The sequence below is a fragment of the Variovorax sp. V118 genome, assembly GCF_041154445.1.
GTDB classification, from domain to species: Bacteria; Pseudomonadota; Gammaproteobacteria; order Burkholderiales; family Burkholderiaceae_C; genus Variovorax; species Variovorax boronicumulans.
Map to the genome: position 1 here is coordinate 5,181,409 of NZ_AP028663.1, position 15,857 is coordinate 5,197,265.

Genomic DNA, 15,857 nt, shown 5'->3' on the forward strand with positions numbered 1-15,857 from the left:
AAGGAAAAGGCGTGCGCCGGGCTTACCAGGCCCGCGCCACTTCGCCGAAGCCGCGCGGTGCGCGCTTCTCGTCCTCGAAGGTCACGACCTCGTAGGCGTCGCTGTGCGAGAGCAGCTCGCGCAGCAGCTTGTTGTTGAGCGCATGGCCCGAGCGGAACGCGGTGTACGCGGCCAGCAGCGGCTTGCCGATGATGTACAGGTCGCCCATGGCGTCGAGGATCTTGTGCTTCACGAACTCGTCGTCGTAGCGCAGGCCGCCGGCATTGAGCACCTTGGTGTCGTCCATGACGATGGCGTTGTCCAGGCCGCCTCCGCGTGCCAGGCCCTTGCTGAGCATGTACTCGAGTTCCTTGGTGAAACCGAAGGTACGCGCCCGCGCGATGTCGCGGCTGTACGAGTCGGCGCCCAAATCGAAATCCACGCGCTGGCCGGTGGAGTTGACGACGCGGTGGTCGAAGTCGATCTCGAAGCTCAGCTTGAAGCCGTGGTACGGCTCCAGGCTCGCCCACTTCTCGTTGGCGCCCTCGCCTTCGCGCACCTCGACCTTGCGCAGCACGCGGATGAAGCGGCGCGGCGCCTTCTGCAGCTCGATGCCCGCGCTTTGCAGCAGGAACACGAAGGACGAGGCCGACCCGTCGAGGATCGGCACTTCGTCGGCCGTGATGTCGATGTAGAGGTTGTCGATGCCCAGGCCCGCGCAGGCGGACATGATGTGTTCGACGGTCTGCACCTTGGCGCCGCCCGTGGAGACGGTGGACGCCAGGCGCGTGTCGGTGACCGCTTCGGCGGTCATGCGGATCTCGACCGGCTCGGGCAGGTCGACACGGCGGAACACGATGCCCGTGTCGGCCGGGGCCGGTCGCAGGGTCAGCTCCACGCGTTGGCCGCTGTGAAGCCCCACGCCCACGGCGCGGCTGATCGACTTGAGGGTTCGTTGTTGCAGCACGCCCGAGATTTTAGGCGGGCGGCGACCGTGACGCCCTATTCCCTTCGCTATGGCCGCGATAGACATGGACCGGTCAGATAAGAAAGAACAAAAAAGCCGGGGAGCCCCCGGCGATGGACGCAAGGGGCACGAGGTGGACGCAGCGCCTAGAGCCGGGGGGCAGTCCCTTTCAGGTCTTCCCCGTCCCCTTGCGAACCCTCGTGCCCTCTGCGTTCGGTGGCCTGCGGTCAGTCTGCCTGACGGCGCAGGAATGCGGGGATCTCGAAGTCGTCCATGCCGCCCGACGACAGGGCGTCGACCTTGGCGGCGGCCATCGTGCGGTTGGTGCGCCACACGCTGGGCACGGCCATGCCGTCGTAGTTGGGCTGGCTGCCCGAACCACCACCCGCGTGGCCCACGCCGCCGAGCGTCGGCACGGTGAACGGGATGTTGTCGGTGCCGGTGCGGATCACTTCGAGCGTCGGGGCCTGGCGGCGTGCGTCGGCACGCGACAGGCCCGTGGCCACCACCGTGACGCGCATCTGGTCGCCCAGGCTTTCGTCGTAGGCGGCGCCGTAGATCACGTGCGCGTCCGGCGAGGCGTAGGCGCGGATGGTGTTCATCGCGAGCTTCGACTCGTTCAGCTTCAGCGAACCCTTCGATGCCGTCACCAGCACCAGCACGCCCTTGGCGCCCGAGAGGTCGATGCCTTCGAGCAGCGGGCAGGCCACGGCCTGTTCGGCGGCGATGCGCGCGCGGTCGGGGCCCGCTGCGGCAGCGGTGCCCATCATGGCCTTGCCGGGTTCGCCCATCACGGTGCGCACGTCTTCGAAGTCGACGTTCACGCCGCCGTACTCGTTGATGATCTCCGAGATGCCGCCCACGGCGTTCTTCAGCACGTCGTTGGCGTGCGCGAAGGCTTCGTCCTGGGGATGTCTTCACCGAGCACGTCCAGCAGCTTCTCGTTGAGCACCACGATCAGCGAGTCGACGTTGGCTTCGAGCTCGGCCAGGCCGGCGTCGGCGTTGGTCATGCGACGGCCGCCTTCCCAGTCGAAGGGCTTGGTCACCACGCCCACCGTCAGGATGCCCATTTCCTTGGCCACGCGCGCGATCACGGGTGCCGCGCCGGTGCCCGTGCCGCCGCCCATGCCGGCCGTGATGAACAGCATGTGCGCGCCGTCGATGGCGGCGCGGATGTCGTCCACCGCGGCTTCGGCCGCGTCACGGCCCTTCTCGGGCTTGCTGCCGGCGCCCAGGCCGCTGATGCCCAGCTGGATGTTCTTGTGCGCGTTGCTGCGTTGCAGGGCTTGCGCGTCGGTGTTGGCGCAAACGAACTGCACGCCTTGCACACCACGCTCCATCATGTGGGCGACCGCATTGCCACCGCCGCCGCCGACACCGATCACCTTGATCTGCGTGCCCTGGTTGAATTCTTCGACTTCGATCATTTCGATGGTCATTTCTAACTCCTTGAATATTGCAGTTGCCGTTATGTGTCTATGAATATTTCTTCTGCCGTGACGTGATCAACGGGATCGCCGTCGCGATGGTGGACCGGTGCGTCGCCATCGCTCGTTGAAATGCAGCGGAGGGCCCGCGCGTGCGAGCCAGAGTGGGGAGTGGTTCATGGTCAGAAGTTCCCCACGATGAAGTCCTTGAAACGTCCGAACGCAGTCTTTACGGACCCGTTCTTCTGTGCGACCTTGAAGCCACGCATGCGTGCAAAACGTGCCTCCTCGAGCAGGCCCATCACGGTGGCCGCGCGCGGCTGCGCCACCATGTCCGAGAGCGCGCTCGAGTACTTCGGAATGCCGCGGCGCACGGGCTTGAGGAAGATGTCTTCGCCGAGCTCGACCATGCCGGGCATGACGGCGCTGCCGCCCGTGAGCACCACGCCCGACGACAGCACTTCCTCGTAGCCCGACTCACGCACCACCTGCTGCACCAGCGAGAAGATTTCTTCGATGCGCGGCTCGATCACGCCGGCAAGCGCCTGCTTGCTCAACATGCGCGGGCCGCGATCGCCAAGGCCGGGGACTTCGACCTGCGATTCAGGGTCGGCCAGCAGCTGCTTGGCGTAGCCGTGCTCGACCTTGATGTCCTCCGCGTCCTTGGTGGGCGTGCGCAGGGCCATCGCGATGTCGCTCGTGATGAGGTCGCCCGCGATCGGGATCACGGCCGTGTGGCGGATCGCGCCGTTGGTGAAGATCGCCACGTCGGTGGTGCCCGCGCCGATGTCGACCAGCACCACGCCCAGTTCGCGCTCGTCTTCGGTCAGCACCGCCTGGCTCGAGGCCAGCGGGTTCAGCATCAGCTGGTCGACCTCCAGGCCGCAGCGGCGCACGCACTTGATGATGTTCTCGGCCGCGCTCTGCGCGCCGGTCACGATGTGCACCTTGGCCTCCAGGCGCATGCCGCTCATGCCGATCGGCTCCTTCACGTCCTGGCCGTCGATCACGAACTCCTGCGGCTCCACCAGCAAGAGGCGCTGGTCGCTCGAGATGTTGATGGCGCGCGCCGTCTCGACCACGCGGGCCACGTCGGCGGGCGTGACTTCCTTGTCCTTCACCGCCACCATGCCGCTCGAGTTGATGCCGCGGATGTGGCTGCCGGTGATGCCGGTGTAGACGCGGCTGATCTTGCAGTCGGCCATCAGCTCGGCTTCTTTCAGCGCCTGCTGGATGCTCTGCACGGTGGCGTCGATGTTCACCACGACGCCGCGCTTGAGGCCGTTGCTGGGCGCGATGCCCAGGCCGGCCAGCTTGAGCTCGCCGCCTTGCAGCACCTCGGCCACGACCACCATCACCTTGGCGGTTCCGATGTCCAGGCCTACGACCAGGTCTTTGTATTCTTTGGGCATGTAGATGTCCTCGGTATTCGCTACTTGATTTTTCTTGGGGCCTCGGGCGAGACCGTGGTGACGCCGCGCAGCCGCAGGGCATACGCGTCGTTGTGGCGCAGATCGGCGCGTTCGACGTCGGCCACCGTGCGGCGGTACTGGCCCGCGACCTGCGTCACGGTCTTCAGGAACCGCTGCAGGCGCGCCGACACCTCGTCGCTCTGGCCGCGGCCGAGCTCGATCTCGGCCCCGCTGTCCAGCAGCACCTTCCAGCTGCCGCGGCTGGACAGCCGCAGCTCGGCAATGTCGAAGTCATAGGGCTCGAACATCGGCGCGAGCACGCGGTACATGCCCAGCACCTGCCCGGCCTGCTCGATCGGTCCGTCCAGGCGCGGCAGGTCGGCATCGACCTCGGCCACGTTGGCCTCGAACACGTCGCCAAAACCGTTGATCAGCTTGGAGCCGGCCTCATCGCCCCACACCGCCACCGGCACCTGCTCGGTGAGCGTCACGCGCAGCTTGTTCGGGAACTCGCGCCGCACCACCGCGCTGCGCACCCACGGCACCGTCTCGAAGGCGGTGCGCGCACGCGCCAGGTCGATGGTGAAGAAGTTGCCCTTGAGCTGCGGCGCCACGTTGGCGCGCAGCGTGACCGCGTTGTTGTGCGTGACCTCGCCGTCCACCTTGATGCCCGAGATCGGGAAGAAAGGCTGGCGCAGCACCCACCACGCGCTCGCCGCCAGCAGCATGAGCGCCACCAGCACGAACGCAACGTTCGCGACGATGTTCATCAGCTTGACGTCGAAGGGAGCGGGGATGCTGTCGGCCATGGCTTAGTTCGCGCCTCCCTTGGCATCGAGTGCGGCCGAAGCCAGCACGCGCACGCACAGCTCTTCGTAGGGAATGCCCGCCGCGCGCGCCGACATCGGCACCAGCGAATGGCTGGTCATGCCGGGCGAGGTGTTCATCTCGAGCAGGAAGGGCTTGCGGTCGCTGGCGCGGATCATCACGTCGGCGCGGCCCCAGCCGCGGCAGCCGAGCGTGTGGTACGCCGCCAGCGTGATGCGCTGGATCTCGCGTTCCTCGGCCTCGGGCAGGCCGCTCGGGCACTGGTATTTCACGTCGTCGGTGAAGTACTTGTTCTGGTAGTCGTAGGCGCCCTCGGGCGCGGCGATGCGCACCACCGGCAGCGCGCGCGCATCGAGACCCTGGCCGAGCACGGCGCAGGTGACTTCCTCGCCGTCGATGAACTCCTCGCACAGCACGTCGGCGTCGAACTTCGCCGACAGCGCGACCGCGTCCTGCATCTGCGAGTAGCCCTCGACCTTGGTCACGCCGATGGACGAGCCCTCGCGCGGCGGCTTCACGATCAACGGCAGGCCGAGCACGTCGGGCACCACCATGATCTGCTCGCGGCTTTGCTGGTCGAAGGCCAGGCGCACGTACTTGGGCGTGGGCAGGCCGTCGGCCTGCCAGATGCGCTTGGTCATGACCTTGTCCATGGCCACGCTCGAGGCCATCACGCCCGAGCCGGTGTAGGGAATGCCGAGCAGCTCGAGCGCGCCCTGCACGGTGCCGTCTTCGCCGTGGCGGCCATGCAGCGCGACGAAGCAGCGCGCGAAGCCTTCGCGCTTCAGGTCGGTCAGCTCGCGCTCCGACGGGTCGAAGGCGTGCGCGTCGACGCCGCGCGAACGCAGGGCCTGCAGCACGCCCGCGCCGGACATCAGCGACACCTCGCGTTCGGCGGAACTGCCGCCGAACAGCACGGCGACCTTGCCGAAAAGTTGTGGATCCTGAAGGCTCACGCGGCCCTCCCCTTGCGCGCAGTGCGCTCTGAAGTTGTTGATGAGGGTGCGGGCGGCGTGCCGAGTTCGACCAGCTTGCCCGGCACCGCGCCGATGGAGCCCGCGCCCATGCACAGCACCACGTCGCCCGCGCGGGCGTTGTCCAGGATGGCCTGCGGCATGGCGACGATGTCGTCCACGAACACCGGCTCGACCTTGCCGGCCACGCGCAGCGCGCGCGCCAGCGTGCGGCCGTCGGCGGCCACGATGGGCGCCTCGCCCGCGGCATAGACCTCGCCCAGCAAGACCGAATCGGCCGTGCCGATGACCTTCACGAAGTCCTCGAAGCAGTCGCGCGTGCGGGTGTAGCGGTGCGGCTGGAAGGCCAGCACCAGCCGGCGCCCCGGGAAGGCGCCACGCGCGGCGGAAATGGTGGCCGCCATCTCGACCGGGTGATGCCCGTAGTCGTCGATGACGGTGAAGGTGCCGCCTGCCGTGTCGTTCGGCACGGCCACGTCGCCGTAGCTCTGGAAGCGGCGGCCCACGCCCTTGAAGCCGGCCAGGCCACGCTGCACCGCTTCGTCGGCAATGCCGAGCTCGACTGCCATGGCGATCACCGACAGCGCGTTGCGCACGTTGTGCTCGCCCGGCAGGTTCAGCACGATGGGCAGGTCGGGCAGCGTCACGCCGTTGCGGCGCTGCGCGGTGAAATGCATCTGGCCGCCGACGGCGCGCACGTCGATGGCGCGCACCTGGGCGTCCTCGCCGAAGCCGTAGCTGGTGACCGGGCAGGTCACGTCGGCCACGATCTCGCGCACCGCCGGATCGTCGGTGCACAGGATGGCCACGCCGTAGAACGGCATGCGGTGCAGGAAATCGACAAAGGCCTTCTTCAGCTTCGCGAAGTCGTGCCCGTAGGTCTCCATGTGGTCGGCGTCGATGTTCGTGACCACCGCCATCACGGGCAGCAGGTTCAGGAACGAGGCGTCCGACTCGTCGGCCTCGACCACGATGTAGTCGCCGCTGCCCAGCTGCGCGTTGGCGCCGGCGCTGTTCAGGCGCCCGCCGATCACGAAGGTCGGGTCGAGCCCGGCGGCCTCGAGCACGCTGGCAGCCAGGCTGGTGGTGGTGGTCTTGCCGTGCGTGCCGGCGATGGCGATGCCCTGCTTCAGGCGCATCAGCTCGGCGAGCATGAGCGCGCGCGGCACGACCGGAATGCGCTTCTCACGCGCGGCCAGCACCTCGGGGTTGTCCGACTGCACGGCGGTGGAGGTGACGACCGCGTCCGCGCCGTCGATGTGCGCGGCGGCATGGCCCACGAAGGTGCCGATGCCCAGGCCCGCGAGACGGCGCAGCGTGGCGCTGTCGGACAGGTCGGAGCCGGTGATCCTGTAGCCCAGGTTCAGCAACACCTCGGCGATGCCGCTCATGCCCGAGCCGCCGACGCCGACGAAGTGGATGTGACGGATCGCGTGCTTCATTTCGCAAGCTCCTCGCAGGCGCGGACGACCGCGTCCACTGCTTCGGTCTTCTGCAGGGTCTTGGCCTTGGTGGCCCGGTCGATCAAGGTCGCGCGTTCGGTTTTCTGTAGCAAATCAGCCAGCAATTCAGGGGTGAGGTCGGTCTGTTGCACCAGCCAGCCGCCGCCCGCGTCCACGAGGAAGCGCGCGTTGGTGGTCTGGTGGTCGTCGACCGCCGAGGGGAAAGGCACGAACAGCGCTGCTGCGCCGACGGCCGCGATTTCGGTGACGGTGCTGGCGCCGGCGCGCGCGACGATGAGGTCGGCCTCGGCGTACGCCTGCGCGGTGTCGTCGATGAAGGGCGTGAGTTCGCCCTCGACGCCGGCCGCCGCATAGTTGGCGCGCAATTCGTCGATCTGCTTGGTGCCGCTCTGGTGCAGCACCTGCGGGCGGGCGTCGGGCGCGATGCGCGCCAGCGCCTGCGGCACGACGGCATTGAGCGCACGCGCGCCCAGGCTGCCGCCGACCACCAGCAACTTGAGCGGCCCCGTGCGGCCCGCGAAGCGCGTGGCCGGATCGGGCTGCGAGGTGAAGGCCGCGCGCAGCGGATTGCCCACCCACTGCGCCTTCTTCAGCACGTTCGGGAAGGCCGTGAACACGCGGTCGGCCACGCCCGCCAGCACCTTGTTGGCGAGGCCGGCGACCGAGTTCTGCTCGTGCAGCACCAGCGGCTTGCCCATCAGCACGCCCATCATCCCGCCCGGGAAAGTGATGTAGCCGCCCAGGCCCACGAGCACGTCGGGCTTCACGCGGCGCACCACAGCCAGGCTCTGCCAGAAGGCGCGCAGCAGCTTCAGCGGCAGCAGGAACAGCGTGAGCGGACCCTTGCCGCGCACGCCGCCGAACTGCACCGGCTCGAAGGCGAAGCCGCGCGGGGGCACGAGCTTTTCTTCCATGCTGCCGGGCGCGCCCAGCCAGTGCACGCGCCAGCCGCGCTCGCGCAGGGCCTCGGCCACGGCCAGGCCCGGGAAGATGTGGCCGCCCGTACCGCCGGCCATGACGAGTGCCGTGCGGCCGGTCATACGCGACCTCCCCGCATCAGCACGCGGTTCTCATAGTCGATGCGCAGCACCACGGCCAGCGCCACGAGGTTCATCAAGATCGCCGAGCCGCCGAAGCTCATCAGCGGCAAGGTCAGGCCCTTGGTCGGCAGCGCGCCCAGGTTCACTCCCATGTTGATGAAGGCCTGGAAGCCGATCCACACGCCCACGCCCTGGGCCACGAGGCCCGAGAACACGCGGTCCAGCGCGATCGCCTGGCGGCCGATGTGCATGATGCGGCGCGTGAGCCACAGGAACAGGCCGATGATCAGCAGCACGCCGATGAGGCCGAACTCTTCACCGATCACGGCCAGCAGGAAGTCGGTGTGCGCCTCGGGCAGCCAGTGCAGCTTCTCGACGCTGCCGCCCAGGCCCACGCCGAAGACCTCGCCGCGGCCGATGGCGATCAGCGAGTGCGACAGCTGGTAGCCCTTGCCCAGCGCGTGCTCTTCGCTCCACGGATCGAGGTACGCAAAGATGCGCTCGCGGCGCCACGGGCTGCTCGCCACGATGGAGCCGAAGGCCACCACCACCAGCGTCGCGATCACGAAGAACATGCGCGCGTTCACGCCGCCCAGGAACAGGATGCCCATGGCGATCACGGCGATCACCATGAAGGCGCCCATGTCGGGCTCGGCCATCACCAGCATGCCGACCACCACCACCGCGATGCCCATCGGCAGCACGGCGCGGAAGAACCGCTCCTTGATCTCCATCTTGCGCACCATGTAGCTGGCGGCATAGAGCACCATCGCGAACTTGGCCAGCTCCGACGGCTGGAAGCGCATGAAGCCCATCGGCAGCCAGCGGCGCGCGCCGTTCACGTTGATGCCGATGTGCGGAATGAGCACCGCCACCAGCAGCAGCAGCGAAGCCACGAAGAGCCAGGGCGCGGCGCGCTCCCAGGTCTTCATCGGGACCTGGAAGGTCAGCAGCGCGGCGATGAAGGCGATGACCAGCGAGGCCGCATGCCGCGTGAGGAAGTACGAGGCGCTGTAGCCGGCGCGTGCGAAGCGCGGGTTGTCGGGCAGCGCGATCGAGGCCGAATACACCATGATCAGGCCCCAGGTCATCAGCGCGACCGTGACCCAGACCAGCGCCTGGTCGAAGCCCAGCACGCGCATCGGCGTGGCCTTGGTCTGCGCGACGCCGGCGCCGCCCAGCCGCACGGGCAGGTGCACGGGCAGCGAATCCATGCCGCTGCGGGCGCGCCGGAACCAGCCGCCGAAACGGCTGCCGGTGCTGGTTTCCTGGCCTGCGGCTGCGGAGTTCAAATCGGGTCCTCCATCGATCCGGCGGTGGACAGCGAGGCCTGCGGGGCGTACGACACCACCGCGTCGTCGCCACCGACCTGCTCGCGCGGGCTGTCGGCGTAAGCCTCCACGGCCTCGCAGAACACTTCGGCGCGGTGCGCGTAGTCCTTGAACATGTCGAAGCTCGCACAGGCCGGTGACAGCAGCACGGCATCGCCGGGATGGGCACGCGCGGCGGCGAGCTTCACGGCTTCTTCCATCGAGCCCGCGTGCTTCAGCGACACGCCCGTGGAGGCCAGCGCGGCCTCGATCAGCGGGGCGTCGCGGCCGATGAGCACGACGGCGCGCGCGTACTGGCGCACGGGGTCGGCCAGCGGCTCGAAGTCCTGGCCCTTGCCTTCGCCGCCGAGGATCACGACCACGCGGCGCTCCTCGCCGAGACCGCTCAGTGCGGCCACGGTGGCGCCGACGTTGGTGCCCTTGCTGTCGTCGAAGAACTCGACCTCGTCCACGATGGCGATCGGCTCGACGCGGTGCGGCTCGCCGCGGTACTCGCGCAGGCCGTAGAGCATCGGGCCCAGCGGGCAGTCAGCAGCACTGGCAAGCGCGAGCGCGGCCAGCGCGTTCATGGCGTTGTGGCGGCCGCGGATGCGCAGCGCGTCGGCGGGCATCAGGCGCTGGAAGAAGAGCTCTTCTTCCACCACCGCGCCGCGCTTGCGCTTCTGCGTTTCGTCGGCTTCCAGCGCGCGCACCAGCCAGGCCACGCCGTTGATGCGCTCGATGCCGTAGTCGCCGGGGCGCAGCGGCATCGCGCCGCCGAAGGTGACGTGGGTGCGGATCTGCGGACGCTGCAGCCGCACCTTGACCGGCGGCGGCAGCATGGCCATCACGCCGGCGTCGTCGCGGTTCAGGATCATCAGGCCCTTGGCGCCGAAGATGCGCGCCTTCGCGGCCGCGTAGGCGGGCATGTCGCCATGCCAGTCGAGGTGGTCCTGCGTGAGGTTGAGCACGGTCGCGGCCGTGGGCTCGAAGCCCTGCACGCCGTCGAGCTGGAAGCTCGAGAGTTCGAGCACCCACACGTCGGGCAGCGTGCCGGCGTCGAGGTGCCCGGCCAGCGTGTCGAGCAGCGTGGGGCCGATGTTGCCGGCCACGGCCACGGTCTTGCCCGCGCGCTCGACCAGCTGGCCGGTGAGCGAGGTGACTGTGGTCTTGCCGTTGGTGCCGGTGATGGCGAGCACGGCGGGCGTGTAGCCCTTGGGCGCTTCGGGCTCGGGTTCGGGCACGAGTTCGAGTTGCGGCGTGGCCTCTTCCTCGACCGCGGCCGACGCCGGGTTGGTGGCGGACAACTCGGCGATCTTGGCGACGAACTCGGCGGCCTCGCGCGCCGCGGTGGGCACGTAGGGCTTGCCGGGGGTGGGCAGGCGGGAGACGGTGGCGGCGGGTGCGGGCGACACGGCAGCGGCTGGCGCTGCGCCCTCTTCCGTGGCGGCGTCTTCCGTCGTGGCGCCTTCGGCGACGACGTCTTCGGTGGGCGGCGTCACCGGCACACTCAACGATGCATCGCGCGGCATGGCTTCGGCCATGGCGGGCGGGGTGGCTTCAGCGGCTTCGGTCGGTTCGACGGGAACAGGCTCGGCTTCTGCGGCAGTCGCATCGACCGGCAGTGCGGCTTCGGTCGACTCAGCGGCCACGGCCTCCAAGGGTGCAACCGCCTCGGTCGCCTCAACAGCTTCGACGGGCGCGGCCGCTTCGGGCTCGCCTTCGACAACCGCAGCAGCCTCCGGCGCAGGCACTTCCGGCGTCTCGACCACCGCAGCCTCCGCCACGAGGGCTTCTTCACTCAAGGCCAGCTCGGCCTGGGCCGGCGTTTCAACGACAGGCTCGACCACGGCGGTTTCGACCGGCACTTCAGCTTCGACTTCCACCACCGGCACCTCGACCGTCTGCAGGTCGAGCAGCGCGCGCGCGAACAGGTCCAGCTCGCCGCCGACCACGAGGCCCACGGCCTTGGCGGCATCGACGACCGGCGCCAGCGTCGCGGGCGACAGGCCCGGCGAGCGGTACACCGCGCGGATCGGCGTGCCTTCGACCAGCGCAGCCGTGAACGGCCCGCCGATGAAGGTGGCGTCGGGCAGCTCGGCCTGCAGCGTCGCGAGCGAGGCGGGCGCCTCGCGCGTGTCGGCCACGGTCACGACCGCGCCGTGGCGCGCGCACCAGCGCGCCATCGCCAGCCCGGACGCGCCGAGGCCGAGGATGAGAACGGGGAGGTCTTTCAGGTGCCGCATGGTTGTGTGGTTACCGCAGCTTCAGCGTCGACAGGCCGATGAGGCACAGCAGCATCGTGATGATCCAGAAGCGCACCACGACCTGCGTCTCGCGCCAGCCGCTCTTCTCGAAGTGGTGGTGCAGCGGCGCCATCTTGAGCACGCGCCGGCCCTCGCCGAAGCGCTTCTTCGTGTACTTGAAGTACGTGACCTGGGCCATCACCGAGATCGCCTCGACCACGAAGATGCCGCCCATGATGAAGAACACGATCTCCTGGCGCACGATGACCGCGATGGTGCCCAGCGCGCCGCCCAGCGCCAGCGCGCCCACGTCGCCCATGAAGACCTGCGCCGGATGGGTGTTGAACCAGAGGAACGCGAGCCCCGCGCCGGCCATGGCCGAGCAGAACACCAGCAGCTCGCCCGAGCCGGGGATGTTGGGGAACAGCAGGTACTTGGAGTACACCGCGCTGCCCGTGACGTAGGCGAACACGCCCAGCGCCGAGCCCACCATCACCACCGGCATGATCGCCAGGCCGTCCAGGCCGTCGGTGAGGTTGACGGCGTTGCTCGCGCCCACGATCACGAGGTAGGTGAGGATCACGAAGCCGATGCCGCCCAGCGGGTAGCTGACTTCCTTGAAGAAAGGCACCAGCAGGTTGATCTTGGGCGGAAAGTCGAGGTCGAAGCCCGAGCGCACCCAGGCGTAGAACAGCTCGAGCACGCGCCAGTTGGAGCTCTCGGAAATGCTGAACAGCAGGTAGAAGCCCGCGAGCAGGCCGACCAGCGATTGCCAGAAGTACTTCTCGCGCGAGCGCATGCCTTCGGGGTCCTTGCGCACCACCTTGCGCCAGTCGTCCACCCAGCCGATGGCGCCGAAGCCCATCGTGACCCACAGCACGATCCACACGAAGCGGTTCGACAGGTCGAACCACAGCAAGGTGGCGAACGCAATGGCGAACAGCACCAGCACGCCGCCCATCGTCGGTGTGCCGCTCTTGGTCAGATGCGTTTCCATGCCGTAGCCGCGGATCGGCTGGCCGATCTTGAGCGCCGCGAGGCGGCGGATCACGTACGGGCCGGCCACCAGGCCGACGACGAGCGCGGTCAGCGCGGCCATCAGGGCGCGAAACGTGAGGTAGTTGAAAACGCGCAAGAACCCGAACTCGGGCGACAGCGTCTGCAGCCATTGGGCCAGGGACATCAGCATGGTGTGTTGCGCGGCTCATGCGTCATGACCGGCCTCCTTTTGTTGTTGTGCTTCGATCGCCTGCACCACGCGCTCCATCTTCATGAAGCGCGACCCCTTGACCAGCACGCTGCCCAGCTGCGGCAGGCGGGCGAGCACGGCCGCGCGGAGCGTGTCGAAATCGTCGAAATGGCGTCCATCGACACCATCGTTGTTGTTGTTGAAAGCCGTCGCCGCATGCACGGTCTCGCCGCCCAGCGTGTAGACGGCGTCGAGGCCGCACTGGCGCGCCCAGGCGCCGACCTCGGCGTGGAATTCCGGCGAGCGGTCGCCGACCTCGCCCATCTCGCCGAGCACCAGCAGGCGCGGCGCGGGCAGGCCGGTGAGCACGTCGATGGCGGCAATCACCGAGTCGGGGTTGGCGTTGTAGCTGTCGTCGACCAGCGTGAGCGCGTGCCCGCCGGGCAGCACGACCTCGCTGGCGCGCGAACGGCCCTTGACCGGTTCGAAGGCCGACAGGCCCGCGGCGATGGTGTCGAGCGACACGCCGGCGGCCAGCGCGCAGGCGGTGGCGGCGAGCGCGTTGCCCACGTTGTGGCGGCCCGCGATGTGCAGGCGCGCGTCGAAGGCACCCAGCGGCGTGCGCACACGAACGCGCCAGGCGCCCTGCTGCCATTCGGCGCTGTCGAGCGAGATGTCGGCATCGGCGTGCTCGCCGAAGGTCAGACAGCGGCGCGAACCGCTCTGGCGCGCCAGGTCGGTCCACAGCGAGGTGAAGGTGTCGCCGTAGGGGAACACGGCCGTGCCGTCGTCGGGCAGTTCGGCGAACACGGCGGCGTTCTCGATGGCGACCGCCTCGACGCTGGCCATGAACTCCTGGTGCTCGCGCTGCGCGTTGTTGACCAGCGCGATGGTCGGGCGCGACATGGCGGCCAGCCGCGCGATCTCGCCCGGGTGGTTCATGCCCAGCTCGAGCACCGCCAGCTGGTGCTGCGCGCGCAGGCGCAGCAGCGTGAGCGGCACGCCGATCTCGTTGTTGAAGTTGCCGGCCGTGGCCAGCGCGCGGTCGGCGCGGAAGGCGGCGAGCACGGCCGCGATCATCTGCGTGACCGTGGTCTTGCCGTTGCTGCCGGTGACGGCGATCAGCGGCAGCTGGAACTGCGCGCGCCAGCCGGCGCCCAGCGCACCGAGCGCGATGAGCGAATCGGGCACCTCGAGGCCGGCGAGCCCTGCGGCTTCGAGGCCGCCGTGCGCAATGGCGGCGACGGCGCCCTGCTTCTTCGCATCGGCCAGGAAGTCGTTGGCGTCGAAGCGCTCGCCCTTGAGCGCAACGAACAGGTCGCCAGCGGCCAGGGTGCGGGTGTCGGTGTGGACGCGGGCGATCACGGTGGCCGGGTCGCCCACGAGGCGCGACCCCGGCACCCATTGCTGCGCCTGCGCCAGCGTGAGGTTGAGCGGGGTGGAGACGGGCGTGGCCATGGCGGTCATGCGGCACCCCGCTTCGCGAGCGCGTCGAGCGCGTGGGTCTTGTCGGAGAACGGCAGGCGCTGGCCCGCGATCTCCTGCCACTCTTCGTGGCCCTTGCCGGCGATCAGCACCACGTCTTGCGGTGCCGCCTGGGCGATGGTTTCGGCGATGGCGCGCGCACGGTCGACCTGCACGCGGGCCGCTTCGACGCGCGTGAAGCCGCGCAGCGCCTGGCTGATGATCGCGTCGGGGTTCTCGTTGCGCGGGTTGTCGCTGGTGAGCACGACATGGTCGGCCTGCCGTTCGGCGACGGCGGCCATCAGCGGGCGCTTGATCGGGTCGCGGTTGCCGCCGCAGCCGAACACGCACCAGAGCGCGCCGCCGCGCTGTTTGGCCAGCGGGCGCAGGCCGGCGAGGGCCTTGTCGAGCGCGTCGGGCGTGTGGGCGTAGTCGACCACGGCCAGCGGCGCGCCGTCGGTCGGCTGCACGCGGTCCATGCGGCCCGGCACGCTGCTGAGATGGGCGCAGGCGGCCACGGCCTGGGCGAGCGTGAGGCCCAGCGCGCGCAGGGTGCCGAGCACGCCGAGCAGGTTGGCCACGTTGTACTGGCCGATGAGCCCGGTCGCGAGCCGTTCGGCCGGCGCCGTGCTGCCGTGCTCGGCCACGGTGAACTGCAGGCCCTGCGCGTCGTAGCCGATGTCGCGCGCCACCAGCCGTGCGGGCTTGCCGCCGGCCGAGACGGTCCAGACGTCGAGCGCGCCGATGCCGGCGTCGAGCAGGTTGGCGCACAGGCTGGCGCCGTGCATGTCGTCGATGTTGATCACCGCGGCGCGCAGGCCGGGCCAGCGGAACAGCTCGGCCTTGGCCTGCCAGTAGGCGTCCATGCTGCCGTGGTAGTCGAGGTGGTCCTGCGTGAAATTGGTGAACACGGCGACCGCGATGCGGCAGCCGTCGAGCCGGCGCTCGGCAATGCCGATCGACGAAGCCTCGATGGCGCAGGCGCCGAAGCCTTCGGTGACGAAGTCGCGCAGCGCGCGCTGCAGCATCACGGGGTCGGGCGTGGTCAGACCGGTGTAGGTGAGTTCGGGCGGCACGCCGATGCCCAGGGTGCCGACCACGGCGCAGGGCGACGGGGCGCCGCGCTCGGTGGTGCCGTCGGGGCGCATGGCGCGCACGCCGCCGGCCGCGCGCAGCGTGGACAGCGATTCGGCCAGCCACCACGCGGTGGAGGTCTTGCCGTTGGTGCCGGTCACGGCCAGCAGGTCGAGCTGCGCCGAGGGGTTGTCGTAGAAGGCGGCGGCGATCGGGCCGGTGGCGGCCTTGAGGCCGGGGTAGCTCACGATGCGCTCGTCGCCGTCGAAGCCGAAGGCGTCCACGCCCTCGTGCTCGACCAGGCAGGCCACGGCGCCCTGCGCCAGCGCGGCCGCCACGTGCTGGCGGCCGTCGGTGGCGGCACCGGGCCAGGCGATGAAGGCATCGCCCGGGCCGACCGCGCGACTGTCGGCGAGCAGCGCGCCCTGCACGCGCTCCTTGAGCCAGAACGCGGCGGTGGTGGGGGAAGTGAGTGTCAGCAT

General features: G+C 69.3%; 11 protein-coding genes and 1 pseudogene. All 12 read right to left on the bottom strand.

Features of this window, described 5'->3' with window-relative positions:
- Positions 1–22: 22 nt before the first annotated feature.
- Positions 23–946 (bottom strand): UDP-3-O-acyl-N-acetylglucosamine deacetylase, encoded by a 924-nt coding sequence (lpxC, locus tag ACAM52_RS24095; protein ID WP_062474216.1) that lies wholly within the window; start codon positions 944–946, stop codon positions 23–25.
- 227 nt (positions 947–1,173) lie between these two features.
- A pseudogene (ftsZ, locus tag ACAM52_RS24100) lies at positions 1,174–2,387 on the bottom strand (cell division protein FtsZ).
- 170 nt (positions 2,388–2,557) lie between these two features.
- Positions 2,558–3,787, bottom strand: a complete 1,230-nt coding sequence (ftsA, locus tag ACAM52_RS24105) for a cell division protein FtsA (RefSeq protein WP_056575685.1) — start codon at positions 3,785–3,787, stop codon at positions 2,558–2,560.
- A gap of 20 nt (positions 3,788–3,807) precedes the next feature.
- Positions 3,808–4,596, bottom strand: coding sequence for a cell division protein FtsQ/DivIB (locus ACAM52_RS24110; protein ID WP_062474220.1), 789 nt, complete (start codon positions 4,594–4,596; stop codon positions 3,808–3,810).
- Positions 4,597–4,599: 3 nt separating this feature from the next.
- Positions 4,600–5,571 (bottom strand): D-alanine--D-alanine ligase, encoded by a 972-nt coding sequence (locus ACAM52_RS24115; RefSeq protein WP_139703002.1) that lies wholly within the window; start codon positions 5,569–5,571, stop codon positions 4,600–4,602.
- Positions 5,568–7,031 carry a UDP-N-acetylmuramate--L-alanine ligase gene (gene murC, locus ACAM52_RS24120; protein ID WP_369644755.1) on the bottom strand — a complete coding sequence of 488 codons (1,464 nt, stop codon included), beginning with the start codon at positions 7,029–7,031 and terminating at the stop codon, positions 5,568–5,570. The genes ACAM52_RS24115 and murC overlap by 4 nt, the downstream gene beginning before the upstream one ends.
- The gene (gene murG / locus ACAM52_RS24125) at positions 7,028–8,092 is read right to left on the bottom strand and encodes an undecaprenyldiphospho-muramoylpentapeptide beta-N-acetylglucosaminyltransferase (RefSeq protein WP_354345720.1); all 1,065 of its coding nucleotides are present in this window, start codon (positions 8,090–8,092) and stop codon (positions 7,028–7,030) included. The genes murC and murG overlap by 4 nt, the downstream gene beginning before the upstream one ends.
- Complete coding sequence (gene ftsW / locus ACAM52_RS24130; RefSeq protein ID WP_062474228.1) at positions 8,089–9,384, bottom strand: putative lipid II flippase FtsW; 1,296 nt, start codon at positions 9,382–9,384, stop codon at positions 8,089–8,091. The genes murG and ftsW overlap by 4 nt, the downstream gene beginning before the upstream one ends.
- Entirely contained in the window at positions 9,381–11,648 is a 2,268-nt protein-coding gene (gene murD / locus ACAM52_RS24135; protein ID WP_369644756.1) for a UDP-N-acetylmuramoyl-L-alanine--D-glutamate ligase, read from the bottom strand. The genes ftsW and murD overlap by 4 nt, the downstream gene beginning before the upstream one ends.
- Positions 11,649–11,658: 10 nt before the next feature.
- Positions 11,659–12,837, bottom strand: a complete 1,179-nt coding sequence (mraY, locus tag ACAM52_RS24140) for a phospho-N-acetylmuramoyl-pentapeptide-transferase (RefSeq protein WP_062474230.1) — start codon at positions 12,835–12,837, stop codon at positions 11,659–11,661.
- A 15-nt stretch (positions 12,838–12,852) separates the two neighbouring features.
- Positions 12,853–14,295, bottom strand: a complete 1,443-nt coding sequence (gene murF / locus ACAM52_RS24145) for a UDP-N-acetylmuramoyl-tripeptide--D-alanyl-D-alanine ligase (RefSeq protein WP_369647774.1) — start codon at positions 14,293–14,295, stop codon at positions 12,853–12,855.
- 5 nt (positions 14,296–14,300) lie between these two features.
- Positions 14,301–15,857: a UDP-N-acetylmuramoyl-L-alanyl-D-glutamate--2,6-diaminopimelate ligase gene (locus ACAM52_RS24150; RefSeq protein ID WP_070060131.1), complete on the bottom strand. Its 1,557-nt coding sequence runs from the start codon at positions 15,855–15,857 to the stop codon at positions 14,301–14,303.

Excerpts from the sequence above, each read along its gene's own strand:
- murF (WP_369647774.1), bottom strand. The coding sequence starts at position 14,295 with ATGGCCACGCCCGTCTCCACCCCGCTCAACCTCACGCTGGCGCAGGCG.
- ACAM52_RS24150 (WP_070060131.1), bottom strand. The coding sequence starts at position 15,857 with ATGCTGACACTCACTTCCCCCACCACCGCCGCGTTCTGGCTCAAGGAG.
- murG (WP_354345720.1), bottom strand. The coding sequence starts at position 8,092 with ATGACCGGCCGCACGGCACTCGTCATGGCCGGCGGTACGGGCGGCCAC.
- mraY (WP_062474230.1), bottom strand. The coding sequence starts at position 12,837 with ATGCTGATGTCCCTGGCCCAATGGCTGCAGACGCTGTCGCCCGAGTTC.
- murD (WP_369644756.1), bottom strand. The coding sequence starts at position 11,648 with ATGCGGCACCTGAAAGACCTCCCCGTTCTCATCCTCGGCCTCGGCGCG.
- murC (WP_369644755.1), bottom strand. The coding sequence starts at position 7,031 with ATGAAGCACGCGATCCGTCACATCCACTTCGTCGGCGTCGGCGGCTCG.
- ACAM52_RS24110 (WP_062474220.1), bottom strand. The coding sequence starts at position 4,596 with ATGGCCGACAGCATCCCCGCTCCCTTCGACGTCAAGCTGATGAACATC.
- ftsA (WP_056575685.1), bottom strand. The coding sequence starts at position 3,787 with ATGCCCAAAGAATACAAAGACCTGGTCGTAGGCCTGGACATCGGAACC.